Here is a 25,094-nt window from a genome sequence, read left to right on the forward strand (position 1 = left end):
TTGTGCTTTGCTGCGCAATATGAAGTAAAATGCAAATAGAAAGAGAAGATTCAGAAGATAATAAACCAATAATTCTTAAAAATAGTAATTAAAACAAATAGTTATAAAAGATCGAACAGCCCTAACTTTCAAAGATTAAAAAACACAAAAATGTTTGTTATTATGAACATAAACACTATTTTTGTTCATAATAATGAACATTTAATAAGATGAGCAGAAAAAAACAAACCATTTTTCCTAAGCACCAAATGACATTAGAACAGATGGGAGAAAACATAAAGCTAGCTAGGAAAAGAAGAAAGCTAACTGCTGTTCAAGTAGCAGAAAGAGCAGATATTGTGAGGACTACTTTATATCAAATAGAAAAAGGTAATCCTAGCGTTGCTATTGGTGCTTATTTTAATGTACTAAGAGTATTAGGGCTTCAAGATGATTTTCTAAAACTAGCTGCAGATGACGAACTAGGAAGAAAACTGCAAGATCTTGAACTACTAAAATAATAGTGTCATACCGAGAACAGTCAACTAAACTCTAACCAACCAAAAATAGAACCATTCATAATGTCTACCAACAAAACCGACATCTACGTTTACGCCCATTGGAAAGAAATGTCCGAACCAAAAATCATTGGTATCCTATCGGCACAACAAGCTAAAGGTAAAAAAGCATTCAGCTTTGAATACAATAATGAGTGGCTTAAATCAGAACAAAAATTTATCCTCGACCCTGATATTCAATTATACGGTGGTCCACAATATCCAAACCAAAAAGAAAACTTTGGCATATTCCTAGATAGTATGCCCGACACTTGGGGGCGAACACTAATGAAACGTAGAGAAGCACAGTTGGCAAGAGAAAATAATGAAAAACCTAAAACGCTGCGCGACATTGATTTTCTTTTAGGAGTATTCGATGAAAGCCGTATGGGAGCATTACGTTTCAAAACCGATCCTAATGGAGACTTTTTAGACAACAATAAAACAGCTTCTACCCCACCATGGTCATCCATTGGTGAATTGCAAAACGCAGCGACTAATTTTGAAAATGACGATGATAACGATGAAGTAAAAAGATGGCTATCCGTTTTAATGGCTCCAGGTTCCTCCTTAGGCGGAGCAAGACCAAAAGCCAATGTCTTAGATGCTGACAAAAGTCTTTGGATTGCCAAATTCCCATCTAAAACTGACACAACAGATAAAGCAGCTTGGGAATTCTTAGCTTATCAATTGGCAATAAAAGCTGGAGTAGAAATGGCTCCTTGTCGTGTAGAAAAAATAATGGGAAAACACCACACATTTTTCACAAAACGCTTCGATCGGGAAAAAGGTGAAAGAATACACTTTGCATCCGCTATGACAATGACCAGAAATAATGAAGATACTATCCGGGATAATCCAGCAAGTTATTTAGATATAGCTGAATTCATTAGCAACTATGGAGCAAACATTGAAGCTAATTTACACCAATTATGGCGCAGAATAATCTTCAATATTGCCATTTCTAATACGGACGATCATTTAAGAAACCACGGTTTCATACTAACAAAAGAAGGTTGGATACTTTCACCTGCATATGACCTTAATCCATCTATTGATAAAGACGGTTTAGCTTTAAACATTGATACCGAAAATAATGATCTTGATTTTGAATTGGCAAAAAGCGTTGGTGAATATTTCCGTTTAAACAAACAACAAATGGAAACTATCATACAGGAAGTGCTGAAGGTAACAAGCAACTGGAAAGCTACAGCCAAAGAAATAGGAATTTCAAGAAATGAGCAGGAATTGATGATAAAAGCATTTCATATTTAGATATTTAACATGAATAATTATGATTAAAGAAAACATCAAAGAAGTCTAAAACATAATAATAGATAAGCATTGGATTCGTGAAGTCCTTGGTCTAATAAAAATACCTGACGCAGTCCAAAAAATTACATATGATTTGAACAAAAAATAAGTTAATAAACAAGAAGTCCTCTTTCTTCAAGAATTGCATTGAGTTTTATTATACTTTACTTGATTATTGGGTTGATATTAAATTTTTATCCAATTATAAAAATGAAAAAAACAAAAGCCGAGGCTAAAGGTTTGGCAATATCAAAAAAAGCTTTTGACGACATCCATACTCCACATAAATTAAAAAAAAGGTCAAACTGACCACCTCTTTCCGGTTTTAATTGACTAGCACAAATTAACATGATTCTAAATGTAAATAATTAATCATAACAATAAAAGCAAAGTTTTTTTTAATATTGTAGTATTTTTATTTATTTTTGAACCATATTCACATTTAACTATTATAGAAACAATCACTAATTAAAATCGTTAAAATTTACACCGCCAACAACCAAAACCTCGCAAAAAAATCATGAATTTCATAAAATCAAGTCACTATACTTCAGCCAACCTGTATCAAAAGGTGCTATTTCAATTTCTATTTTAGAATCTACAATCTTGCTTACTTAAAAAACAAATTACACAACAAGTGCATTTTATTTCTATTTTTCAAAAAAATAGAATAGAACTATTATGCCTCTTTTCAAAAAACCACAACCAATTAATGAGACAAACAATTCTATTATTATGTTGCTTTCTTTTTTTATCAAATATTCTACAGGCACAAACATCAGGCACAGTTAAAGGATATATAACAGATACTATAAACAATTCTACTTTAACGAATGCATCAGTCTCTTTGTTAAGAGCACAAGATTCCATTTTAGTAAAATTTACCCGAGCCAAAGAAAATGGTTATTTTGAATTGAATAATATTAAAGCCGGTAAATTTATTTTGCTGGTTTCTTATCCCAAATATGCTGATTTTGTAGATCAATTTTCTGTTGATTCCACAAAGTTAATCCAAGATTATGGTACAATTAATTTGGCTGATAAAGGAAGATTACTATCCGAAATAATTATTAAAGGTAATAGAGCCGCCATGAAAATCAAAGGTGATACGTTAGAATTTGATCCAAAAGCATTTAAAATAGAACCTAATGCAAAAGTGGAAGATCTGATAAAACAATTCCCAGGAATACAAATTGATAAAGATGGAAAAATTACCGCTCAAGGCGAAACTGTAACCAAAGTTTTGGTTGATGGTGAAGAATTTTTTGGTGATGATCCCACTTTAGTTACAAAAAATCTACGTGCTGACATGGTTGATAAAGTACAATTGTACGACAAAAAAAGTGATCAAGCCGCTTTTACAGGAATTGATGATGGTCAGAAAACCAAAACTCTAAATGTTAAACTTAAAGAAGACAAAAAAAATGGTCATTTCGGTAAAGTAGAACTCGGAGGAGGAACTGATAATTTTTACAAAGGCCAAGCCATGTTTAATAAGTTTTGGGATAAGAAAAAATTAGCAGCTTATGGCATTTTAGGTAATACCGGACAAGTAGGATTAGGATGGGGAGATAAAGATAAATATGGCCAAAGCAGTTATCAAGTAACTGATGACGGCGGTATTAATTTTTCAAACAATGGAAATGATGAATTTGAAAGTTGGGATGGACAATTTAATGGTGAAGGAATTCCAGTAGCTCAAACTGGCGGAATACATTTTGACAATAAATGGAACAACGATAAAGAATCTATCAATGCAAATTATAAAATTGGCGATATCAAACTTTCAGGAAATCGCAATGATATTAACCAGCAAAATTTAAGTTCTAGCAGCATTTATAATACTTCAGACAAGAGTTTTGAAAAAAACATGACTAAAAATAAACTTGATCTAGCTTATGAAATTAAAATTGATACTACTTTAACTTTAAAATTAAATGTAGATGGATTATTTAAAAACAGTAAGTCAAATGAAGCAGAAATGCGAAAAGGTACTGACGAACAAGGTAACCAATTGAATAATTTGAACCAGACCACTACAAACGATGTTGATGATAAAACATTTAATATAAATACTTTATTAACCAAAAAACTTAAAAAAACGGGCCGAACATTATCTCTTAATTTAAGCCAATCAAGTACAGATAGCAAAAGTGATGGTTATTTAAATTCTAGAGCTGAATTTTTTACAACATCCGTAATTAGTCCAGATAGCACCAAAGTAGTCGATCAAAATAAAGTCAACAATATTAGCAATACAGCTTTTAAATCAAATTTAATCTATACCGAACCCCTATCCAAAAGTCTATCTGCAATTCTTAATTATGGATTCAACGCTAGTAGCGGAAAAGCTGATCGTAAATCTTTTAATCAGTCTTCAAATGGCGATTATAATGTTTTGGATTCCATCTTTAGTAATAATTATGAATTAGACCAAACGATAAACCAACTTGGAGCGATTTTTAATTACAAAAAAAATAAAACTGTTTTTTCTTTTGGTTCTAAATTTAGTGGTGTAAACTTCAAACAATATGATGTTTATACAGATAGTTCTTTTAAGCAAAAATTTATCAACTACATGCCTCAGATAAACTATCAATATAATTTTAAACAAAGAGAAGTACTGCGTCTATCGTATAACGGAAACACCGATCAGCCAACATTAGAACAAATACAACCGATACGAAATAATCAAAACCAATTAAATACGATTTTGGGTAATCCAAATTTAGATCCTTCTTTTAGAAATAATTTTAGAGGAAATTATTATTCGTATAAAGTACTTAGCAATCAATATTTTTCGGTTAATGGATCGTATAATTTTACGCTAAATCCAATAATAAGTAATGTGTTTACAAATGATAGAGGAGAAAGTATATCACAATTTGTAAACCTAGAAAACAAAGCTACAACAAGTTATTTTTTGAATAGTAATTTTGGCAAAACAATCAAAGCCATAGACATGACAGCAGGAATTGGTTTCAGCGCCAACAAAAATGTAGACTATAATTACATTAATACAAAATTGAATCAAACTAAAAATTCAAGTTATTCCTTTAATTTAAACTTATCAAAGTATAAAGAAAAAAAATACAATTTTAATACCAGCTTCGGACCTATTTACAACGTTGCTGATGCAAGCATTAACGAAAATAGTGATAGTAATGGTTGGGGTTTTAATGGAAATTTCTGGACCAATATAGAATTACCTTTCAAACTAGAAATTAGCACAGATGGTAATTATCAATATAATGGAAAAACGCAAGTGATTCAGGAAACTTTTGAACGTTTTATTTGGAATGCATCTATCACCAAAAAATTCTTAAAAACCGATAATTTAAGAGTTTCTATAACGGGAAGAGATCTTTTGAACCAAAATGTAGGATTTAATCGTTCTGCATTCAATGGAAATATCAACCAAAGTACTTATACCACTATCCAAAGATACTTTATGTTCTCTGTAAGCTGGGATTTTAGCAAAATGGGCGGAGGAGAAATTAAACAAAACTAAAACCATGAAAACAATAATAAATCGCATCTTAATTTTAATAATTGTATTGACAAACTGCAATACTTTTGCACAAAATGACCACTTTGTACAAAATGGCGTAATCGAATTTGAGAAAAAATCGAATATGTATGCTTTGATTACAAAAAAAATAAAAGGAGAAACTGATAGTTATTATCAAGCTGCTTTTGAAAGTTATAAAAAAACCAATCCACAATTTAAAACTACAAAAAGCATTCTCAGTTTTTCAAAAAACAAGAGTTTATACAAATGGGATGAAACAAATCAATCAGCAGGCAACAGTTGGATTGGTGACGATGCAATGGCTAATTTAAAAAATGTTATCGCCACAGATCTTGATACAAGAACCAGTATTACACAAAAAAATGCTTATGATGATTTATACTTAGTTAAAGACAGTTTACGCAAAATTGATTGGAAAATTACCGATGAAACAAGAGAAATTGCAGGTTATGAATGCCGCAGAGCAAATGCTATAGTTCTCGATTCTGTTTATGTTGTTGCCTATTACACTATTCAAATTCCATTTGCTGGCGGCCCTGAATCTTTTACAGGATTACCTGGAACAATTTTAGGATTGGCTATGCCACACGAAAATATGACATGGTTTGCTACAAAAGTTACAGAAATTCCAGTTTCTGACAAAGATCTAGCCCCACCAATTAAAGGTAAACCTACTGACAATAAAGGACTAAACAAAATACTTTTGGATGCTTTGAAAGACTGGGGAAAATGGGCAAAAAAAACATTACAAGCCTACTCTTTATAACTAGCTATTAAAACTTATTTCTTACACAAAGACTAATATAAATGGTTCCTGAGATTTCCAAAATATATCAATGGAGCCAGCAATAGTATAGAAGTCACAGAATTGCATTTATCAGAATAAATATAAAGTAGAGCTCATACCAAAATATGGAAACAGAACACACGATCTTTCTTTTTTTAAAACAGAAAATTGGAAAAACAAGGATAACTTTACATAAGTCATAACTACAAAACATTATTTCTCAACAAACTTATTTTCAAGTCAATATATTGCAATTGAAGGCTATTTTTCAAAACTTCATATTCTGCAGAAAGAAATTGGTTTTTCACGGATGAATATACAATGGCTTCTATTTTTCCACTGGCAAATTTGGCTTGGGTAGTGGTTAAAGAAGCTTTGGCATACTGCAGCTTCACAATCCATTTATTCTGAATCTGCAGATAATTCTTTTTATTTTGCTCTTCCAGAGCAACCTGCTTATCCAATTGCTGTTTTTCCTGTTCTATGACAAGTTTTGATTTTTCGCTTTCAATTTTGGAGGCATCAATTTTTTTGTTATTCCTAAAACCGTTAAAGACGGGAACATTCAGCTGCATACCTACTTGTTGGCTTTTATTGTCGGCTAATTGATTTTGAAAGCTATCCGAGTTTGAGTTTTCCTGATTCAGCGTTTTATAATAAAAAGTAGAGAATCCATAATAAGCTGACAATACAGGCAAATTATTAGCTCTCTCCACTCCTATCGATTTCAAACTGCTTTGATAATTAAGTTCTGCAAATTTTATTTTAGGATTGTAGGACGCATTTTCAGCAATATCGGCAGTTATTTCTTTTAAATAAGGTTCCAAAACTATATCATCAGTTGCTACATCCATAACATTCATCAATTGAAACAACTGTGTCTTTTTAATTCCATATAACTGCTCCGTTTCTAAATTTCGGTTTTCTTCTTCCGAAAAGCTTAGCTGCATATCATACAAATCACTTTTAGGCTTACTCCCAATGGTTACTTCTTTGGTTACTCTTTCTAAGTTGAAAGAAGCCTGCTTGAGCTGTTCTTTTTGGATTTTCAGTAATTCCTGAGTATAAAGTGCCTGATAATAACTTTCCAAAATCTGCAGTTTATATTCATTTTCTATAACTTCTTTTTCTGCTTTGGCTAATTCAATATTGATCTTATCTTTTTTTGCATTTGCAAAAGCATTAAAATCAATCAGATTCGTTTTGGCATTGAGATAGAAATTATCATTTTGAAAATTAGAGCTTACCCTACCGTTAGTCGAAGGGTCAATACTTGATCCAAAATTATAGCCTTGCTCCCCATATAAATTGGCAACAGGCAACATCCGGTTTAAAACTGAATTTTGCAACTTCTGCGTTCTTATAATTTCGAGCTGTCGGATTTTTATTTCGATATTATTCTGCAAAGCCATTTCCATACACTTTGTAAGTGACCAGGGATTCTCCTGGCCGCTTACTAAAGCACAAAATATTAAAAAAGCTGCCGTTAAAAAGTTTTTATTATTCATATTTTAAATATTTCAAAACATCAGTTTTCGTTGCCTGATAAGCTCTTGACAGAACAATTATCAGTGTTAAAACTAATAGTATTATGAAACCAAGAATGAATGGCAATGCCGTTATATCTATTCTAAAAACAAAATTTTCCAGCCATTTGTTGAGTAAATAATACACCGGGAATACAGCAATCAAAAATCCAATTACACAAAAAACTATGTATTGTTTTGATAGTTCTTTTAGCAAAACATTGGTTTCTGCACCAAGTGTTTTTCTAATGGCGATTTCTTTCATTCTTCTTTCTATCGAATAGGAAGCCAAGGCGAATAATCCGAACAAGGCAATGAGAATAACCACAATATTTAGCAATGAAAACAGATTTTTTTGATTTACAAATTCCTTGTATGTCCACGCATAAGCTTTATCAACAAAGTCATAAGTGAACGGATAATCAGAATCTATGTTTTTAGCCCAGAATTTTTCGAGGGCAGGAATGGTATTTTCTATTTCATTTGGATTGACTTTCACAAATATGTTATTGACATTCATGTTCATCCAATCTATTGTTTTGAGGTGGAAAAATACCATTGGAGGAATTTCAGCTTTTGGTCCCCATAAATTGAAATCTTTCACAATCCCAATAATCTTCAGTTTGTTGCTGTTCCAAGTGACAGTTTTTCCAATTGGATTTTTTTCTTTCATCAATTTCAAAGCTGTTTCATTAACCATTACTGCATCAATAGTATCTGATGAAATGCGGCTGTCTAAATAACGTCCTTGAGCCATTTTTATCTTTAACATTTCGAGCATTCCAAAATCAACAGCCATATTTTGACCTTGAATATTGATATCATGATAAGTAAAACTTGAAGATGAATTATCACTGTTACCAAACGTGAAAGCACCTGTGGCTACTTGTGTAACACCATTAATCTTGGCAATTTCCTGTTTGAGAGTTTCGTACCTGGTAAATAATTTTTCTGATATTTTTTTTTCCCTAAAGTCAAAATCGGGTTTTCTGTATTTTATTTGAAGTACTTGTTCTCCTTTAAATCCTAATTCTCTAGTGCTTAAAAAATGTACTTGCTCGTATACAATATATGATCCAATGATAAAAAAGGAAGCAATAGCAAATTGAAAAATCAGCATTCCGTTGCGCAGCCAAACACCTCCTTTACTTCGCCCAAAGTTGCCTTTTAATACTTTCAAAGCTTCAAAATTAGAAACATAAATGGCTGGAAATATTCCAGCAATAATCACTGTCAGAATAAAAATAATTATTAATTCATAATAAAACTGACTGCCGTAGATTACTAATTTTTTATCTAAAAATTCATTGTAATATGGCAATGATAATTCAACAATTACCAAGGATAAGAGTAAGGAAAAGAAAGTAATCAATACAATTTCAAAAAGAAACTGCAGTACAATATTGCCTTTTGATGCACCTGAAATTTTTCTGACACCTACTTCTTTAGCCCTTTTTATCGCATTGGCAGTCGCTAAATTGACATAATTAAAAACAGAGAGGATTAATATTAAAACAGATAACCCCATCATAATCATCAAAAACTGATAATTTCCTCTGCCCTCTGCATATCCGTCAACTACGGAATGCAATCTTGCGTCTTTTAAAGGTTCTAATATTATTTTTGTGTTTTCTGAACCATTTTTCTTTTTCCATTCTTCGGGAGTAAGACCTTCTTCTTTGGCCCATTTTAGCACTCTATTCACATAAAGCAACTGTTCCATTTTTCGTATAACAACAGCTTTATTATTTGGATTTTTAATTTTAAGCATTAAACCATAATTAAAATTTCCCCACTGGTCGTAGTCTTCTTTTAATCTTGTATCTAATAAACATGTTAAAGCTTGAGGAGCAAGGGATGATTTGCCTGGAATAGTATAAACACCTCGAACTATCAGCTTTTTATCCAAATATAAAACTTCCTTTCCTATTGGATTCTCTGTGCCAAAAAGCTTGACTGCAGCGTCTTCGGAAAGCGCAATGCTATTTTCATCATTTAAAGCAGTCTTACTGTTTCCTCTTATAAACTGAAAAGGAAAAAAATCAAAAAAAGTCTTTTGGGTATTGGTTATTGTAAAAATTCCTTTTTTGTCTTTGTGCTTAATGATTCTATTTGAATACCAATTTTCAAAATAACAGTATGAATCGAGTTCCTTAATTTCTTTTTTAAAATAGGGCTCATAACTAGCAACGTTATTAGGCCAAATCATGTCCTTGCCAACTATGCTCAACACCTGATAAACATTTTCTTTTTCAGGATTCCAATCGTTGTAATTGTGTTCGTCATTCCAATAAAGAATCGCGAAAATCAATCCTGCGATTCCAATGCTTAAACCCAAAATATTCAAAGCCGTAAAAAGCTTATTATTCTTGATATGGTAAAGAAATATATTTGTCCAATTTTTTATCATGGCTATTCGTATTTTAGGTATTTTAGAACATCTACTCTCGTGGCTTGATATGCTCTCGAAAGCACCACTATTAAGGTTAAGGCTAGTAAAGCAATAAATCCAATTATAAATGGATAGATTGAAATATCAATTCTATAAGCAAAATTCTCCAACCATTTGTTGAGTAAATAATAAGTTGGAAATAAGGTAATTAAAAATCCAAATATGCAGAAAACGATGTATTGTATTGACAATTCTTTCAGTAACACATTGGTTTCAGCACCTAGAGTTTTTCTTATGGCTATTTCTTTTATGCGTCTTTCGATAGAAAATGAGGCCAGACAGAATAAACCAAAAAGCGCAATCAATATCACCACAATATTTAATATCGAGAATAGATTTTTTTGCTTTACATAACTGCTATACGATCTTTTGTATTCTTTGTCAACAAAATCATATGAAAATGGATAATCAGGATCTACCTTTTTTAGCCAAAAATTTTCCAAATCCCCTAAAGTTTGATCCATAGTTTCTGAATCTGCATCAATATAAATATTGTTTAAGGCAAAAGTTAACCACGAATTTGTTTTAAAATGAAAAAATGACATTGGAGGAATGGCTTCGCTTGGATTACCTATGTTGAAATCTTTTACAACTCCAACGATAGTAATCTCTTTACCATTCCAACTCACCTTTTTTCCAATTGGGTTTTTCTCTTTTAATAATCTCGCTGCAGTTTCATTTATTAGCATTGTATTAATAGTATCCTGAGCAAATTTCGGACTCAAGTATCTCCCTTTTACAATTTTTATCTGCATCATTTCTAACATTCCAAAATCAATCGGAATATTATCTCCATCCACACTTAAATCTTTATATTGATACGCTATTGTTGATTTTGCAGATCCTCCAAAAGCAAAACCACCTGCTGCAACTTGTTTTATACCAGGAATGTGTAATAATTCATTTTTGATTGTTAAGTAGCGATCAAATCTAAAATTATCCGTTATTTCTTCTCCATATACATTACGATAAGAAATACTTAAAATTTGATTGGCTTTAAAACCTAAATCTTTTCTATTCATATAGTCTATTTGCTGATAAACAATATAGGATCCGATGATGAAAAAAGTTGCAATTGCAAATTGAAAAATCAACATTCCATTTCGTAACCAAACTCCACTTTTACTTCTTCCAAAATTGCCTTTCAAAACCTTTAAAGTTTCAAAATTAGAAACATATATTGCTGGAAAAACTCCTGCCAAACAAACCGTAATAACAAATATTATAATAAGTTGTAAATAAAATTGACTGCCTTGTACAATGATAGTTTTATTTAAAAAATCATTATAATAAGGTAACGACAGTTCAACAATTACAAGAGCAATTAAAATTGAAAACAGCGATAGTATTGCTGTTTCAAAAACAAATTGCTGAATTATATTAATTTTCGAAGAACCTATAACTTTTCTTACGCCAACTTCTTTGGCACGTTTTATAGCATTTGCTGTGGCAGAATTGATATAATTTACAATTGAGAGCAACAGAATTAAAATAGATAATCCAACCATAATCATCAAAAACTGAAAATTACCATTTTCCTCGATTAGTCCACCAGTTTTAGTATGCAGCCGAATGGTAGACAAAGGCTCTAAAAAGGGTTTTGTAGCTCCATATTTTTCAATGTATTGCTCTGGAGTAATTCCATTTTCTTTAGCAAATCGAACCGTTAGATTATCGTAATAAAGTTTTTGCAAATCATTTTCGACTAATGAAACTTTACTAGGATTATTAACTTTAAGAAATAATACAAACTGAAAATTCCCCCATTGGTCAATAGATTTTCTAAGTCTTAAATCTATAAAATTAACAACACAGGAAGGATTATAAGAAGATTTTTTATCCATTTTATAAACACCTCTTACAATAAGTTTTTTATTCTGAAAAAGAACTTCTTTCCCTAAAGCAGTTTCTTTTCCAAAAATCTGCGAAGCTAAATCTTCTGATAAACTAATACTATTTTCATCAGGTAAGGCTATTTTTGCATTGCCTTCTATAAATTCAAAAGGAAAAAAATCAAAAAAATTCTTTTGAGCTAATACGATTTTGTTCGATTGCACTTTTTTATTTTTAAACCGAATTATATCGCTTTCATAATTTCCACTTAAATAACAATACGATGTTACTTCTGAACTTTTCTCTTTTATTGTAGCTCCTATTGGTGCTGAACTTGAAGCCCAAAAAGTTTCTGCGTCCATTTGATTGGCAACTAAATAAATGTTGTCTTTATTGGGATTCCAAGCGTTATAACTCTGTTCATCATTCCAATATAAAGTGGCGAAAATCACTCCTGCAATACCTATGCTCAATCCCAAAACGTTGAGAAAAGAAAACAGCTTGCTTTGCTTTAAGTGATAAATAAATATTTTAATCCAGTTGAGAATCATACTTTTTTGATTGATTAAATTTTGATTTGATTGATGAGACGTTTGATATGCTTACAACAGTATTTTGTGAAGCAGCTCAATAACGGCTGTAATGATTGATACAAGGATATTTAGCATTTCTATACTTTAAAAACTTCTACATTACGACTATTCGCTTTTTCTGAAAGTATTACTCCATCTTTCATGTGAACTGTTTTTTGGGAAAAAGAAGCATCATAATCGGAGTGTGTAACCATCAAAATTGTTGCTCCATTGGCATGCAGATCGGTCAGTAATTCCATCACTTCGTTTCCGCTTTTACTGTCCAAATTTCCTGTAGGCTCATCGGCAAGAATAATTTTTGGATCATTAATCAAAGCTCTTGCAACGGCAACACGCTGCTGCTGTCCTCCAGAAAGCTGCTGCGGATAGTGTTTCAATCGATGTGAAATTCCTAATCTGTCGGCAATTGCTTCTACTTTTTTCTTTCTGTCAGAAGAAGGAACTTTGTTGTAAATTAATGGCAATTCGATATTGTCATATACTGATAACTCGTCTATCAGATTGAAATTCTGAAAAATGAATCCAATATTTTCTTTTCTGGCTTTCGATTTTTCTTTTTCTTTCAGCCCAATCATTTCTTGATTAAGCAATTGATAACTACCGCCAGTGGCACTGTCCAGCAATCCTACAATATTCAATAAAGTAGATTTTCCACTTCCTGAAGGTCCCATGATGGAGACAAAATCACCTTGATTAATGGTTAGCGAAACTTCACTAAGTGCCATTGTTTCTACTTCTTCTGTTCTAAATACTTTTGAAAGGTTTTTAATTTGAATCATAATATTATTTGTTTTACTCTTTATTCTTGTTTCTTTACTCTATGCTCTTTTTCTTTATTCGAAATTCAAGACTTCTACTTCCTTATAATCTTTATACGAGGAAGTAATTACTTTTTCACCTGCTTTCAAACCGCCGAGTACTTCATAATACAGCGGGTTTTCTCTCCCTAGTTTGATTTCTCTTCTTTCAGCTTTGTTTCCGCTGACGACAAAAATCCATTTCCCGCTGGTCTCTTCGTTAAAACTTCCTTTCGAAAGAACTAGCGTTTTTGTTTTCTCCGACAGATTTAATTTCACGCCAAAACTCAATCCTTGTTTCAAATCCAGTTTTTCAGAGGAAACAAAATCCAATTCCACTTGAAATCTTCCGTTTTTAACTTCTGGAATTACTTTGGTTATTTGGACTTCAATGGCTTTATTATCAAAATCAACTGTTCCTTTTTGTTTCTCAGCAATTTTATCTAAATAAAACTCATCAATATCAGCGACCAATTTATAGCCTTTCCTGTCATCAATAGAACCAATACTGGTGTTTTGTGCATAGGTTTTACCCAATATTGGTTCGAATGAAGAAAGCCTTCCGGAAATTGGCGCTGTGATTAGGAAATTCTTTTTGTTTGTTCTTAATATATCCAAACTTTTATTCATAAAACTAATCGACTGATTGAGCTGTCCAATCTGAACTTGATTTGCTAGCTTTTCTTTTTTGACACTTTGCTTGATGATGTTCATCCGCTCTTTTTGAAAACGATAATTCTCTTGAGTCTTTTCCCATTCGTTTTTAGAAAGTATCTCTTTGTCAAAAAGTTTTTGGTTCAATTCGAATAAACTTTTAGCATCCAGATAATCGTGTTCTATTGCAATCAAATCTTTTTCTAAATTCAATTCCTGATTTCTCAAATCAAGTTTGGCTTTATTCAAATTATTGATTTGTTCGATAATTGCTGTTTCCTGTTGCATATAAGCCAATTCTGCATTAGGATTATATAATCTTGCCAGCGGTTGCCCTTTTATGACCATGTCTCCATTTTCTACAAATATTTCCTGAACCGCTCCACCTTCAATGATATTAACTAACATTGAATTTAAAGGAACAGCTTTCGCCTGAAAAGACATAAAATCTTCGAAAAAATCATTTTCAACTGTTTTGATGGTGATTTCGTCTTTCTTTATTGTAAGACTTCTTTTCTTAGTTGCCGAAGTAAAGATGACATACCCAAAGATTAAGATAATTGGCAAACCGATTAAAAGATACTTATTTTTGTTAGTTTTACGTGTAATTATGGTGTCCATTGCTGATAATTTGATAAACCTAAAGGGATTATCGTGCCAGAAATTTAAACATCGTAATCCCTTTATTTTTAAGGCTATATTTTTAATTAAATTTTTAAAGTGTTCGATAATGAACACCTTTTGTCCGAAACCGAACAACAATGAAAAAGACCAACGCCTCTATATTAATCATAGATGATCAAGAAGATATTCTTTTTGCTTCCAAAATGCTCCTTAAAAAGCATTTTGAAAACATTTTTACACTCAATAACCCCAAAAATGTGGTTGAGTTATTGGCAAAAAACACCATCGACGTGGTTTTACTGGACATGAATTACAGAATAGGATTTGAGGACGGCAAAGAGGGTTTGTATTTATTAAAAGAAATAAAAACACTTTCGCCAAGAACCGTTGTTATTTTGATGACCGCTTTTGGTAAAGTCGAAACGGCCGTAGAAGGATTAAAATCAGGCGCTTTTGATTATATTTTAAAACCTTGGGAAAACGAAAAACTGCTTAGCGTTGTCAAACAAGGCGTTGATAAAAGCCGAAAAGAACAAAAGAAGCAAATTAATGTTGAGACAATTGAAGAATTCTTCGTTGGCAATTCAGATGTTATAAAAAAGGCATATTCCCTCGCAGATAAGGTAGCCAAAACCGATGCTAATGTTTTAATTCTTGGCGAAAATGGAACAGGTAAATATGTTTTGTCACATCATATCCATCGACAATCAGAGCGAAAAAACAATCCTTTTATTCATGTTGATTTGGGTTCCTTGAACACCAATATTTTTGAAAGTGAATTATTTGGTTATGTACAAGGAGCTTTTACTGATGCCAAAACCGATACTCCCGGACGCTTTGAAATGGCTCAAAACGGAACCATTTTTTTAGATGAAATTGGGAACGTTCCCTTGCATCTGCAGTCTAAACTTTTGCAGGTCATCCAAACAAAAACAGTGACCCGATTGGGAGAATCGAAGGCAAGACCTTTAAATGTCCGCATCATAACGGCTACCAACCTGAATTTGAAAGAGGAAGTAACCAATAAAAACTTTAGGGAAGATTTATATTATCGTATTAATACCATGGAAATTGTGTTGCCACCATTGCGGGAACGAAACGAAGACAAAATTCCTTTATCACACTATCTTTTGGAAAAAATGATTGAGAAGTATGGACGCGATGAAATTACTTTTGATGAAAAAGCATTAGAGCAAATTGAAAAACACGCTTGGAATGGCAATATCCGAGAAATGGAAAACAGAATTGAGCGTGCCGTAATTCTTTGTGAAAACAACCATATTACCGTTTCGGATCTGGATTTGGAACAAATAACTACTTACGAAGAAAATCAAGAAGATATTCAGCTTTCAGCTGTTGAAAAATCGGCCATCGAAAAAATACTGATTAAGAACAATAATAATATCAGTAAAACAGCTGAAGAATTAGGATTGTCAAGAGCTTCATTATACCGACGATTAGAAAAATATAACATCAACACTAACTAATATGTTTAAATCCTGGAAAACCTACCAACTTCTTTTTCTTCGATTGATTCTAATTCTTTCCGGTATTGGAATTTCGATCTTTCTTTTTCAAAAAGGATTGGTTTTTACGGCAATATTCGGTTTTCTCATAATTTTTCTATTGATCCTTGAAATGTATTTTTATGTAAAAAATGCCTTTTCAGTTTATGACAGAACAATTACTTCTATTTTGCAAAATGATTTTACATCAGATTTTTCAAAGCATAAATCCTATCAAAACTATTCAACCTTATTCAAATTGTATGAAAATCTGAAAAACAAACAAAATGAACAAGTTTCAAAAGACATTGTTTATAGTTCAATTTTAAACAATATAGAAACAGGGATTATTATTCTGCAAAGAGGAGAAGACGATTGGAATATCTTTTTAATGAATGATTATTTTTCCAAACATTTTGAGGTTCCAAAGATTTCCAAATGGAATTATCTAAAAAACCATCTGCCTTCTTTATGTCAAATTATTGAAGATCAGGATTTTAAAGAAATAAAACAATCATTAGAAATACGTGTTAATCAACAAGATACACAAACGTTTGTGATGCAAACTTCTAGGAGTCAAATATTTAATCACGATTACTTTATTGTTTTATTAGACTCTATTCAAAATGTAATTGAGAAAAAAGAGAAAGAGGCTTGGATTAATTTAATGAAAGTTATTTCACATGAGCTTTTGAATTCGATTACCCCTATTCGATCACTTTCTCAAAATCTACAGGATTTAGTTCAACAGGAAGACATTTCGGCAGAAGATTTAGATGATATGAAAACTAGTGTTGCCACGATGTTGAGGAGAAGTGATCATTTGCAACAATTTGTAGAGAGTTATCGCAAACTAGCCATGTTGCCATCACCACAAAAAGAAAAAATTGAATTGTCGCAATTGATTGAGAATAGTTTACAGATTATGGCTCCTATCTTCAAAAAGGAGCAAATAGTTGTCATAAACAATATTGCTTTTGACCGCCGACTGAATGTTGATCCTCTACAAATGGAACAGGTATTAATCAATCTCTTGACAAATTGCATTCATGCCTTAGCTGATACTGAAAAAAAACAGATCGTAGTTTCAGCCGAAGTCAAAGAAAAGAGAACATTCATTATGATTACCGATAATGGAAATGGTGTTGAAAATGAGATAGAAAGCAAAATATTTTTGCCTTTTTTTACCACACGAAAAGAAGGTGCTGGAATTGGACTTACTTTATCCAAAAATATCGTGGAAGCCCATGGAGGTTATCTGGCGTATAGAAATGAAGATAATAAAACCATTTTTGTGATTTGTTTAGTTGATAATTAAATGGAATAAAAAAATGAAGCCTTTTTAGGAAAATGTAACCCCCACAAACTTTTCAATTTCTTGAGAAGTTTTGTGGTCCTTACGAACCTGTTTTCGAACCATTTTGTTCATGATTTGAAAAAATTAAGTAAGTTATAAATTCAAATTAAATTAGCTTCAAATCCCACCGTGGTCTAGCAACTAATCTTAAATAAGTAAACAATCTCATGAGAACGTTTTTTACTCTATAATATCATCACTCCTAAAAATTAATGAAATAATTCTTTATTTACTTATTTGAGTAAACATTTACCAACCAACCATTTACAGGCTCCATAACTTTCTCCTAGATAATAATCTTTTTGAAGAACAATACTTATCCCATCAAAAATGTATTTTAACTAATTGACCAGTAGATTAGGTATTATTACTTATCACTAAAGTGCAAAGTTTAAGCAGCTAAGCTTTTCAAAAAAGAAGACAGGGGTTAAAAGGCCCATCGCAGTACAATTACCCTATATTGACTTGATATTCTAATAAGACCAAACCGTTTAAGTTCTCTCATAAAACCATTTGTATGATTGAAAATATTTAATTACCCTTTTTCATGAACATCCAAATATGACAATCTCTTATAGATTACATTTTCAATATTTACTCTGATATCGCTTCCTAAAGTCGTCATCCTGACAAATACATCTTGAACTACTTGGCTTTAAAACCATCTCATTTAGAAACTCTTTTACAGGACTTAAAAGGTCAAGTTTGGTCACATTCTCCAATGGCGTTAACCTTAAGTTTTCGTTTTCAATAATCAACTCGGCAGCCAACAGAATTCCGGCCAATGCGGACTGAAAGGCCATAGGTGTCTCTGCCTGTTTATTCACCTCGCCTAACATTATTCCTCCACAAACCACTTTACTATAAAAATCCCTGACAGGTGCATTAACATAAGGGACTAATGCCTCCAGTGGCATTGACTTAGCCTCAGCAATTTTACTTATCCATTTTTCATCGATTGTATCATTATTATATAACATTTGTCTAATTAAGACTTCTTCATGGGGCAATCCAAATGATTCCGCCATCAAAAGCGATTCGGACTTAATCCCCGCTGCAGGAGGATATAAACATCCCAAGCAGGCGTCCTTTTCAAAATCAAAATGCCTTGAAATCCCAAGATCATCAGACTGGGTCCACGCATTAATGATATGCTTAGGTAAGGAAGCCTGTATGCTAATTCTGTGTTCAGCACTATCAACTGCCACTAATACCATATCAACTTTCCAATTACCTCGATTGTTCAGAAAATCAGCCCAGTCACCGCGATGAGGAACTAATGTTAACCTGGAATTTTCCAGTTGTGTCATTACAAGATCCGTTTTATATTTTTCTATATCGCCTTGATTTGCAAGAACATACCTTTGAATATTAGATAATTCTACTTCCTCAGGATCTATAAGATACACTGTCCCTTCCAATAATGCTATTTTTGAAAGTGCCCATATTGTTCCATTCCCGATTGCCCCAAGCCCTATTAAAGCTGTTTCTTTTAAACAAATTTTCTTCTTTCCTATTGAAGACCCATTGTCACTTCCACTACGTTCCTTTAATTCATAGTCTAGTAGTGAAAGACTAAAGTCAGTATCATATTGTGAGTTCTTCAATTGGTCTTTAAAGACATGTCTGAATATATTAGCTGCTCCGTAGCATGCTACCGCACCAGCTGCAAAGGGATTTTCTGACAATCCTGATCCTACAGGCTTTGCATCGGAAAAATTAATAGCCCAGTTATCTGAACCAATGTAGAAAACAGGTACATCACGTTCAATAGCAGTATTGCCTATACAAACAGATGCAGTTGGCTGATCGTTGGAAAGATCTATGTGAGGATTTATGCCTTGCGCCATACCTTCCAATTGCACCCGATACGTATCAACATCTATTCCAATCCCTGTTATTATTAGATTGGGATACATCCTAGCTAATAATTTTATTGTCATTTCTAATGTTGCCTTTCCCTCGTTTGAGCTTATAGCAGCATAATCGTAAACTATTTCAACGTTAGATTCACCTAATCTCCGTTCAAAGTCCGAACGGTCATAGTTGCTCAATACATACGATGCCGCCAAAGCGGACTTATCAAAAAAATTTGCTAAAGCCATAACCAAAATTTATACCATTTAACTGACACCTGTTTCGGTGCTGGGATATCATCATTAATAACAAAAAGCTTTTCTTTTTGCTTACCATTAATCTCAGTCCATCCTGTATTTGGGAGCAACCTGTAAATTGCCCATTCTGAAATTTTTACGCCGCCCATTGCAAAGTTTGGCACGACTATAGAAACTCCGCCAAGAACAGTAACGATTGGAAAGGCATCATCTGTTTCGGAATGGTAAGCTGCGCCAGGGTGACTGTGTATTTGTGCAAATAATTGCAACCCATTATCATAAAGCTCTAAGCCTATACGTTCCAATTCCTCGCCTGAAACCACATAGATCAAGCCATCTTCAACAGAACCTGCCTTTTGCAAGGGAATAATAGTTTGAGTTATAGTGAATGTATTTCCTTCTCTAACTCCGGCAAACAAAGCAACACCCTCCACACCACGTGTCCCGGCTCTATAAAGCGCTTCAATTGCTATTTGGGCACAATTTTTTGGCAGGTACACCGTTTCAATATCTAAAAATCCTACCTGTTTCATAAAGGGATGCGATTAGGGTCAATACTAGCAACAATCCCTATAGCTTGTATTTGCAATAGGCCATTCTGCTGCTGCACATTATAGTTCTTATTCATATATACTACTATGGGATCGGTACCATATTTATGTAGTTGATCAATAAGAAAGCCCAGAGTGCCTTCACCTAAGCCACGGTGCGTCAGCCATGGGTCGTTCGAATGCGCCGGATGGTTGTGGTATTCCTTTACCCCGGGCAAACACAAGAAAGGCTTCATGTGGGGTGGATGCGCCTGTATAAGAGGCGCGCCTAAAGTAATATTTACCTGTTGCTGATCCTGCTGCCCACCTGCAACTTTCCTTGGCATGTGGCTTAGTAGGTCGGTAAATAAGACAGGTGCTTCCGTAAGGGCATCTACAAACTCGACTGACGGAGCTTCCAGGTCATAATTGGTGAAATTAATTTTAACGCAAAAGATGATCACACGCGGATGGGCATTGGCTGCTGTAAATGCCAGCACTATATCCGGAAACGTGGCACGAATTAGAATAATGCCCCGTTCACGGTTATATGCTGCATTAGACATGAACTGGTTAAGTTCCCTCTCAAATTTAATTTTTGAGACTTCCGGATCTGCAATCTGCAAAGCATTACCTGGAAATTTCGAATCAGAAACCATTGTCACACCCTCCAACACCCGCCTGCAGGCTCATTATTATCTGGTCACCATCTTTAAAATAATAGTCTTCAACGGTCCTATCTAAATCAAGCACCTCTCCCTGCCTAGTTTTTACAGTCCAGTCGCTCAGTGGTCTCGCCGTATTGCCTGTTTGCTCTAATGCTTTTTGGGCAATAACCTTAATCTTCTGCTTTGGATTTGCCTCAACCTCAGTAGGCGTTCCACTAACAATCACCGTTATGGAAATTTTCTTGTCCTCTTTAGGCCCGTTACCATTGTTGCCGTTGCCATTGATTGTTGACGGATTCTCACCGACTTCATTTTTTTTGTCTTTATCATTCATGTTTCAAATATTTTACATATAATTGTACTACTACTATTACTACAAAGCGTGACATTAACATTTTGTCACGCTTTGTAGTATAAATTAAAACACCTTGCCAATTAACACTCAAATAAATCTTCTTACCGATGTGGAATTACTGGAACAATTGTGCTCTAGTAAAGACGACGATTTGTTGTATAAAGAGTTTTTGAGAAGGTTTCTACCTGAAGTTAAGTCAAGGTGTGAACTTACATGTAAACAGCGTAAACTAGACAAACATTTAGGGCTTCAGATTGCACATGATACCTTTGAAAGGTTTAGAAAATACAAAAGTTTTAACATAGAAAAAGTTAAATTACATGATAAACGCAAAGCGATTATCGTATATTTATGTAAGATATCAACAAGTTTATTCAATAATTTTCATAGGGATGAAAAACATGAGGAAAGCAACTACAAGACCTATTTCGATGACATTTTAGAATCAGTGGATCCGACAGCTTCAAGTATAGAATCGCTGAAAAACAAGAAAGATTTAGCAGTTTTTATATTCAGCAAACTGAATAGTAAGGAAAAAAGAATAATTTTGACGGATCTCGAATATAAGAGACATCATAAATACCTACCGGATACCGTTATAGAGGAACTGGCGAGGGATCTTAGCCTAAAACCGGCTTCCATCCGCAAGGCGCGGGAACGAGCAATTGAGAAAATAAAAAAAGCCATAGATGAAATCAATCAATAAAGAATTGGGTTTCTCCTTTGAAGATTTTGAAAAAGGACTAATGTTGGCTGGATATATAATGCCCAAAAATGTTCAGGAATATAATGAGCGCGAAGCATTAGAAAATTATGAAGAAGAAAATAAACCCAAAAATGTCTACTTTAAGAGGGTTGTCCTTGCAGCAGAAATAGCATACCAATTAAATAATGAACCGACACTGGGCAGGATTAAATTCCAGAAACTAGTTTATTTATGTGAAAACGCTGCAAGGATGAATTTGGAGGGGCGTTACCAGAAGCAGGCTGCAGGTCCCTTTGATAATAAATTTATGCATACAATAGCAAACGAATTCAAAAAAAATAATTGGTTTGCTGTTGAGGAAGTACTAAATACAGGTTATAAACGAAGTAAGTATGTACCTTTAGAGAACTCTGAAGGATACAAAAAATATTACGAGAATTACTTTGGTGCTACCAATGAAAGAATCCAGTATATAATACAGCTTTTTAGAAAGATGAGTACAGATAATACGGAACTAGCAACTACGGTATTTGCTTGTCATCTTGAATTAAATGCAAGAGGAAGCGAAATATCATGGGATGAATTAAAGAGCCTTTTCTACAGTTGGTCCGACAAGAAAAGAAGATTTCCTGAAAAGGATGTTTATGCCTCTTATGAATGGTTACGTTCCAAAGGTCTGCTTTAAAAATATAGTAACTTGCCTAAATATTCCTAAATTAAAATATCTTTAAAAAATAGACTTCCAAGTTAAAAGGTAATTTGTAGTTTTTTTTATAGATAATATTTTATTTATATTTCTCAAACCATGGCGTTTGTATTACCAGCATATGTCAAATATTTCCTTCTGTTTCTCTTTTAATCACTTTAATTCCTTACTGGAAGGAAATACTGATTTCCAAAAAAAATGTTTTTAAAATAAAAACCTGCATAAAATAGTTTACAATTAGTACCATTTGTACAATCTTATACATTAGCTTCTATTTTTTTAATAATATCTTTGACTTAGTCTCTATAGCCCCATACTTATATTAAAATAAATAATACAATATTGACAGGTTACTGCTTAATCCCCTCCAACTCTTTACAAAATTATTGCAAAAAAGATTAATTTTCTCCTACCAATAACAAGTTCAGATCTTCATAAAATTGGTTCGAATTCTGTACCAGGAGGATCACTTTAATTGCCTGTTTACAGGACTTAACAGATGTTTTACTTAACATCTACTTAACCAGCATTGAAACGCTCTATATTTTAGAGTGTTTTTTTTTGCTATTTCATTTCAAAAGTTCTCAAACTAATTTAAATAAAAGGCAAACCGTAACGACTCACCTTGTGTTTATATATTCAAATAAAAATCCTCCCAATCAAAACCATTTCCAAAGTTGATTTGCTCTATCAATTCACTAAATGTTATTTTAAAACCAATTTCATTTAACTCACTCGCCTTCTCCGGCCAATCAGAATGCCCTCCTTTATCAGGAAACAATATAATATTCCTTTTCTTTATAGTTTTAAATAATTCAAACTTCGAATTTTGTTTACTTCCTGTAGTTGACATAATGAATCACTCCTTTTGAATCAAATCTTGTAGCTGCCAAGTTCAATTTCTAAAAAAAACAATTTTGTATCTTCTTTATCAAGTCATAAATAAGTGTATCGTAATAAATTTGAAAATATGATATTTTTTCTCATCGATCAATATTGTAGTAATTATGTAAATGTTTTTTTCTTAATAGTTTTGAATAGTAAAAAAGAAGATTAAACACAAGTATCACAATATTAAATTAAAATGTTACAAAAAAACTATTTTTATTTTTAATGCTATTTTTTTTGTTAAATTTATTAAAATATTTTTCAACAAAGTTAAATTGTGGAGATTATCATGTTAGTGGATTTTAAGGTAACATTCTCAAAATAATATTTATACATAACTAAAACTCAATGTATGAAAACAAAATTCCAGTTATTTTTTATTTTTGCTTTATTTATTAAATGCATTTTTATTTATTCCCAAGATACAAGTACCCAGAAAAACTCAGTTAATGTTTCTATTGACTCTAATCAAGATAGTAGTAGTCAAATAGATTCTGTAAAAGTTTCTTTTGATACAAATATTAATTTTTCTGCCCCATCAAGTAACTCTACAAAAGAGGCAACCGCAGGTATCGGCACAATAGGTTTAAAGTTCGAAAGAGGCCTTATATATGGAGATGTAAATTTTACAGTTTATTCACAAAACAAAGAAATAATAGCAATTGATTCTTCTAATACAACAATATTTGGTTCAAATCTATTAATACCTGAAAATAGTTCTAATAAAATAAGTAATTTTTATATTAGATTAGGAACAAAGAGTTTTTATAAAAATTTTGGAGACAATCTACCAACTTTCAGTAAAAAAAGAATTGGATTAAATTCAAGTTTTAGAGTTAATAATACAACTTGGATAAAAGATACATTATCTGTGCCAACAACAATTAATTCATTTGAATTAAATGTAGACTACTTGTTATTAAATACTGTATTGTTTAATACCAACGAAAAAATAAAATTAATAATGTCATTTGGATTAGCAACGAGAAGATTAGGTGGAGATTATGGTCTAGATAAAAATACTGAAATTAGAAATGAATTTTTAGGAACTGAAAAATTAGCTTTTAATGGAACTAATTTTGGAGTGAGACTAGAAATCTCTAAATTTTATGGAGAAATGAATTTAACTTCATTTAAAAGAAGTCAAAATATAGCTGGATTCAGTGGAAATCAATCAATTATTAGTTTGGGTTTGAGAGCAGATTTGACATTAAGTGGTAAAGAAGTTTACCCAAAAAAAAATAAAACAAAAGAGCCTAAAGATCCGACAGCAACAAATAAACTCAAAAAGGAGAAGTTAAAGAAACAGATAAAACTTGAAAAGAAAGAGTTGAAGGATCAGAAAAAAATAAAAAAACTCGAAGAAGAGTTGAAGAAGTTGAAGAATGAAAAATAATATAGAATACTGTTCTAAAAAGTGTATAAGAAGATCTTTTCTCATACTTTAATGTCTGCAAAAAGACAAAGTAATGATTACTATTTTCTTGAAAATTTCTTCAAATCATATCCAAAAGGGGGCGAATCATAACGCAAAATGAAAATCATGAATATCTATTTAAACTTAATTTAAAATCTTTAAATCTTCCAATAAAAGGTTCGAATTCTGTACCGTGATGG

The 25,094-nt window shown here is 32.4% G+C and carries 19 protein-coding genes; 9 read left to right on the forward strand and 10 right to left on the reverse strand.

Features of this window, described 5'->3' with window-relative positions:
* Nucleotides 1-209 precede the first annotated feature (209 nt).
* The 4 genes from J2W95_RS11605 (at nucleotide 210) to J2W95_RS11620 (ending at nucleotide 6,148) form a co-directional block, all read left to right on the forward strand.
* Nucleotides 210-500 (forward strand): helix-turn-helix domain-containing protein, encoded by a 291-nt coding sequence (locus J2W95_RS11605; RefSeq protein ID WP_310007132.1) that lies wholly within the window; start codon nucleotides 210-212, stop codon nucleotides 498-500.
* Between the two features lie 60 nt (nucleotides 501-560).
* Nucleotides 561-1,811, forward strand: a complete 1,251-nt coding sequence (locus J2W95_RS11610) for a type II toxin-antitoxin system HipA family toxin (RefSeq protein ID WP_310007134.1) — start codon at nucleotides 561-563, stop codon at nucleotides 1,809-1,811.
* Nucleotides 1,812-2,562: 751 nt separating this feature from the next.
* The gene (locus tag J2W95_RS11615) at nucleotides 2,563-5,361 is read left to right on the forward strand and encodes an outer membrane beta-barrel protein (protein WP_310007136.1); all 2,799 of its coding nucleotides are present in this window, start codon (nucleotides 2,563-2,565) and stop codon (nucleotides 5,359-5,361) included.
* Between the two features lie 4 nt (nucleotides 5,362-5,365).
* Nucleotides 5,366-6,148 (forward strand): GLPGLI family protein, encoded by a 783-nt coding sequence (locus J2W95_RS11620; RefSeq protein ID WP_310007138.1) that lies wholly within the window; start codon nucleotides 5,366-5,368, stop codon nucleotides 6,146-6,148.
* A 224-nt stretch (nucleotides 6,149-6,372) separates the two neighbouring features.
* Here J2W95_RS11620 and J2W95_RS11625 read toward each other — a convergent pair whose 3' ends face one another.
* The 5 genes from J2W95_RS11625 to J2W95_RS11645 all read right to left on the reverse strand — a co-directional run bounded on the left by J2W95_RS11625 (nucleotide 6,373) and on the right by J2W95_RS11645 (nucleotide 14,645).
* Nucleotides 6,373-7,677, reverse strand: coding sequence for a TolC family protein (locus J2W95_RS11625; RefSeq protein WP_310007140.1), 1,305 nt, complete (start codon nucleotides 7,675-7,677; stop codon nucleotides 6,373-6,375).
* Nucleotides 7,670-10,105 (reverse strand): ABC transporter permease, encoded by a 2,436-nt coding sequence (locus J2W95_RS11630; RefSeq protein ID WP_310007142.1) that lies wholly within the window; start codon nucleotides 10,103-10,105, stop codon nucleotides 7,670-7,672. The genes J2W95_RS11625 and J2W95_RS11630 overlap by 8 nt, the downstream gene beginning before the upstream one ends.
* 2 nt (nucleotides 10,106-10,107) lie before the next feature.
* Nucleotides 10,108-12,531 carry an ABC transporter permease gene (locus J2W95_RS11635; RefSeq protein ID WP_310007145.1) on the reverse strand — a complete coding sequence of 808 codons (2,424 nt, stop codon included), beginning with the start codon at nucleotides 12,529-12,531 and terminating at the stop codon, nucleotides 10,108-10,110.
* A gap of 119 nt (nucleotides 12,532-12,650) precedes the next feature.
* Nucleotides 12,651-13,352, reverse strand: coding sequence for an ABC transporter ATP-binding protein (locus J2W95_RS11640; protein WP_310007147.1), 702 nt, complete (start codon nucleotides 13,350-13,352; stop codon nucleotides 12,651-12,653).
* 54 nt (nucleotides 13,353-13,406) lie between these two features.
* A complete protein-coding gene (locus tag J2W95_RS11645; protein ID WP_310007149.1) occupies nucleotides 13,407-14,645 on the reverse strand; it encodes an efflux RND transporter periplasmic adaptor subunit in 1,239 nt (412 codons plus the stop codon).
* Between the two features lie 140 nt (nucleotides 14,646-14,785).
* Here J2W95_RS11645 and J2W95_RS11650 point away from each other — a divergent pair, with 140 nt between their 5' ends.
* The gene (locus J2W95_RS11650) at nucleotides 14,786-16,135 is read left to right on the forward strand and encodes a sigma-54-dependent transcriptional regulator (RefSeq protein ID WP_310007151.1); all 1,350 of its coding nucleotides are present in this window, start codon (nucleotides 14,786-14,788) and stop codon (nucleotides 16,133-16,135) included.
* A gap of 1 nt (nucleotide 16,136) precedes the next feature.
* The gene (locus J2W95_RS11655) at nucleotides 16,137-17,471 is read left to right on the forward strand and encodes a sensor histidine kinase (protein WP_310007153.1); all 1,335 of its coding nucleotides are present in this window, start codon (nucleotides 16,137-16,139) and stop codon (nucleotides 17,469-17,471) included.
* Nucleotides 17,472-18,097: 626 nt separating this feature from the next.
* Here J2W95_RS11655 and J2W95_RS11660 read toward each other — a convergent pair.
* The 4 genes from J2W95_RS11660 to J2W95_RS11675 are packed head-to-tail and all read right to left on the reverse strand — an operon-like array spanning nucleotide 18,098 to nucleotide 21,156.
* On the reverse strand, nucleotides 18,098-19,615 hold the full coding sequence (locus J2W95_RS11660; protein ID WP_310007155.1) for an E2 ligase fold family C protein: 1,518 nt from the start codon (nucleotides 19,613-19,615) through the stop codon (nucleotides 18,098-18,100).
* Nucleotides 19,606-20,124 carry a hypothetical protein gene (locus tag J2W95_RS11665; RefSeq protein ID WP_310007157.1) on the reverse strand — a complete coding sequence of 173 codons (519 nt, stop codon included), beginning with the start codon at nucleotides 20,122-20,124 and terminating at the stop codon, nucleotides 19,606-19,608. Before J2W95_RS11665 ends, J2W95_RS11660 begins: the two co-directional genes overlap by 10 nt.
* Nucleotides 20,125-20,153: 29 nt before the next feature.
* The gene (locus J2W95_RS11670) at nucleotides 20,154-20,813 is read right to left on the reverse strand and encodes a putative metal-binding protein (RefSeq protein ID WP_310007159.1); all 660 of its coding nucleotides are present in this window, start codon (nucleotides 20,811-20,813) and stop codon (nucleotides 20,154-20,156) included.
* Nucleotides 20,803-21,156 (reverse strand): DUF2604 domain-containing protein, encoded by a 354-nt coding sequence (locus tag J2W95_RS11675; RefSeq protein WP_310007160.1) that lies wholly within the window; start codon nucleotides 21,154-21,156, stop codon nucleotides 20,803-20,805. The genes J2W95_RS11670 and J2W95_RS11675 overlap by 11 nt, the downstream gene beginning before the upstream one ends.
* 94 nt (nucleotides 21,157-21,250) lie before the next feature.
* Here J2W95_RS11675 and J2W95_RS11680 point away from each other — a divergent pair, with 94 nt between their 5' ends.
* Together J2W95_RS11680 and J2W95_RS11685 are read left to right on the forward strand one after the other, a co-directional pair.
* Nucleotides 21,251-21,883 (forward strand): RNA polymerase sigma factor, encoded by a 633-nt coding sequence (locus J2W95_RS11680; RefSeq protein WP_310007162.1) that lies wholly within the window; start codon nucleotides 21,251-21,253, stop codon nucleotides 21,881-21,883.
* On the forward strand, nucleotides 21,867-22,568 hold the full coding sequence (locus tag J2W95_RS11685; protein ID WP_310007164.1) for a hypothetical protein: 702 nt from the start codon (nucleotides 21,867-21,869) through the stop codon (nucleotides 22,566-22,568). Before J2W95_RS11680 ends, J2W95_RS11685 begins: the two co-directional genes overlap by 17 nt.
* 652 nt (nucleotides 22,569-23,220) lie before the next feature.
* Here the strand turns inward: J2W95_RS11685 and J2W95_RS11690 are convergent.
* Complete coding sequence (locus J2W95_RS11690) at nucleotides 23,221-23,442, reverse strand: hypothetical protein (RefSeq protein WP_310007166.1); 222 nt, start codon at nucleotides 23,440-23,442, stop codon at nucleotides 23,221-23,223.
* Nucleotides 23,443-23,829: 387 nt separating this feature from the next.
* Here J2W95_RS11690 and J2W95_RS11695 point away from each other — a divergent pair, with 387 nt between their 5' ends.
* Nucleotides 23,830-24,873 carry a hypothetical protein gene (locus J2W95_RS11695; protein WP_310007168.1) on the forward strand — a complete coding sequence of 348 codons (1,044 nt, stop codon included), beginning with the start codon at nucleotides 23,830-23,832 and terminating at the stop codon, nucleotides 24,871-24,873.
* The last annotated feature ends 221 nt before the right edge of the window (nucleotides 24,874-25,094 follow it).

Source organism: Flavobacterium granuli (assembly GCF_031456055.1).
In the GTDB taxonomy this organism is placed as follows: domain Bacteria; phylum Bacteroidota; class Bacteroidia; order Flavobacteriales; family Flavobacteriaceae; genus Flavobacterium; species Flavobacterium granuli_A.

Coding starts and splice junctions, on each gene's coding strand:
- J2W95_RS11605 (WP_310007132.1), top strand. CDS start 210: ATGAGCAGAAAAAAACAAACCATTTTTCCTAAGCACCAAATGACATTA.
- J2W95_RS11610 (WP_310007134.1), top strand. CDS start 561: ATGTCTACCAACAAAACCGACATCTACGTTTACGCCCATTGGAAAGAA.
- J2W95_RS11615 (WP_310007136.1), top strand. CDS start 2,563: ATGAGACAAACAATTCTATTATTATGTTGCTTTCTTTTTTTATCAAAT.
- J2W95_RS11620 (WP_310007138.1), top strand. CDS start 5,366: ATGAAAACAATAATAAATCGCATCTTAATTTTAATAATTGTATTGACA.
- J2W95_RS11625 (WP_310007140.1), bottom strand. CDS start 7,677: ATGAATAATAAAAACTTTTTAACGGCAGCTTTTTTAATATTTTGTGCT.
- J2W95_RS11630 (WP_310007142.1), bottom strand. CDS start 10,105: ATGATAAAAAATTGGACAAATATATTTCTTTACCATATCAAGAATAAT.
- J2W95_RS11635 (WP_310007145.1), bottom strand. CDS start 12,531: ATGATTCTCAACTGGATTAAAATATTTATTTATCACTTAAAGCAAAGC.
- J2W95_RS11640 (WP_310007147.1), bottom strand. CDS start 13,352: ATGATTCAAATTAAAAACCTTTCAAAAGTATTTAGAACAGAAGAAGTA.
- J2W95_RS11645 (WP_310007149.1), bottom strand. CDS start 14,645: ATGGACACCATAATTACACGTAAAACTAACAAAAATAAGTATCTTTTA.
- J2W95_RS11650 (WP_310007151.1), top strand. CDS start 14,786: ATGAAAAAGACCAACGCCTCTATATTAATCATAGATGATCAAGAAGAT.
- J2W95_RS11655 (WP_310007153.1), top strand. CDS start 16,137: ATGTTTAAATCCTGGAAAACCTACCAACTTCTTTTTCTTCGATTGATT.
- J2W95_RS11660 (WP_310007155.1), bottom strand. CDS start 19,615: ATGGCTTTAGCAAATTTTTTTGATAAGTCCGCTTTGGCGGCATCGTAT.
- J2W95_RS11670 (WP_310007159.1), bottom strand. CDS start 20,813: ATGGTTTCTGATTCGAAATTTCCAGGTAATGCTTTGCAGATTGCAGAT.
- J2W95_RS11675 (WP_310007160.1), bottom strand. CDS start 21,156: ATGAATGATAAAGACAAAAAAAATGAAGTCGGTGAGAATCCGTCAACA.
- J2W95_RS11685 (WP_310007164.1), top strand. CDS start 21,867: ATGAAATCAATCAATAAAGAATTGGGTTTCTCCTTTGAAGATTTTGAA.
- J2W95_RS11690 (WP_310007166.1), bottom strand. CDS start 23,442: ATGTCAACTACAGGAAGTAAACAAAATTCGAAGTTTGAATTATTTAAA.
- J2W95_RS11695 (WP_310007168.1), top strand. CDS start 23,830: ATGAAAACAAAATTCCAGTTATTTTTTATTTTTGCTTTATTTATTAAA.